At 46.7% G+C, this 1,136-nt stretch carries 1 protein-coding gene; it reads left to right on the top strand.

Going from position 1 to position 1,136, the window contains the following annotated elements; genetic code table 11:
- Positions 1-1,136 (top strand): elongation factor Tu (gene tuf, locus ACHUFQ_RS16955; RefSeq protein WP_394177032.1); only part of this gene is annotated, 1,136 nt, incomplete at its 3' end.

The raw sequence follows: 1,136 nt of genomic DNA on the forward strand, positions 1-1,136 counted from the left end.
ATGGCTAAAGAAAAATTTGAACGTTCCAAACCGCACGTTAACGTAGGTACAATCGGCCACGTTGACCACGGTAAGACAACTCTAACTGCTGCGATTTCAGCGGTATTGACTAAGACTCACGGTGGTGAAGTTCGTGATTTCGCACAAATCGATAACGCTCCAGAAGAGCGCGAGCGTGGTATCACAATCAATACTTCTCACATTGAGTATGACACAGCATCTCGTCACTATGCGCACGTAGACTGTCCAGGTCACGCGGATTATGTTAAAAACATGATTACAGGTGCAGCCCAAATGGACGGCGCTATCTTAGTAGTAGCGGCGACAGATGGTCCAATGCCACAAACACGTGAGCACATCCTACTTTCACGTCAGGTTGGTGTTCCATTCATCATCGTATTCATGAACAAATGTGACATGGTAGATGACGAAGAATTGCTTGAGCTAGTAGAGATGGAAGTCCGTGAGCTTCTTTCAGAATATGACTTCCCAGGCGACGACTTACCAGTAATTCAAGGTTCAGCACTAGGTGCATTGAACGGTGAAGCACAGTGGGAAGAGAAAGTACTAGAGCTTGCGAACGCATTAGATACTTATATCCCAGAGCCAGAGCGTGCGATTGACGGTGATTTCATCCTTCCGATTGAAGATGTATTCTCAATCCAGGGTCGTGGTACGGTTGTAACGGGTCGTGTAGAGCGTGGTATTATCCGCGTAGGTGACGACGTAGAAATCGTAGGTATCAAAGATACAACGACAACGACGTGTACAGGTGTAGAGATGTTCCGTAAGCTTCTTGACGAAGGTCGAGCTGGTGAGAACTGTGGTGTTCTTCTACGTGGTACTAAGCGTGATGAAGTACAACGTGGTCAAGTATTGTGTAAGCCTGGTTCAATCAAGCCACACACAAAGTTTGAGTCAGAAGTTTATGTATTGACGAAAGATGAAGGTGGTCGTCACACGCCATTCTTCAAAGGCTATCGTCCACAGTTTTACTTCCGTACGACGGACATCACAGGTGCCGTAGAGCTTCCTGAAGGTGTAGAGATGGTAATGCCAGGCGACAACTTGAAGTTTGTTGTAGAGCTTATCAACCCAATCGCGATGGACGAAGGTTTACGCTTCGCAATCCGCGA

The sequence above is a fragment of the Thalassotalea litorea genome (assembly GCF_043642205.1).
In the GTDB taxonomy this organism is placed as follows: Bacteria; Pseudomonadota; Gammaproteobacteria; order Enterobacterales; family Alteromonadaceae; genus Thalassotalea_A; species Thalassotalea_A litorea.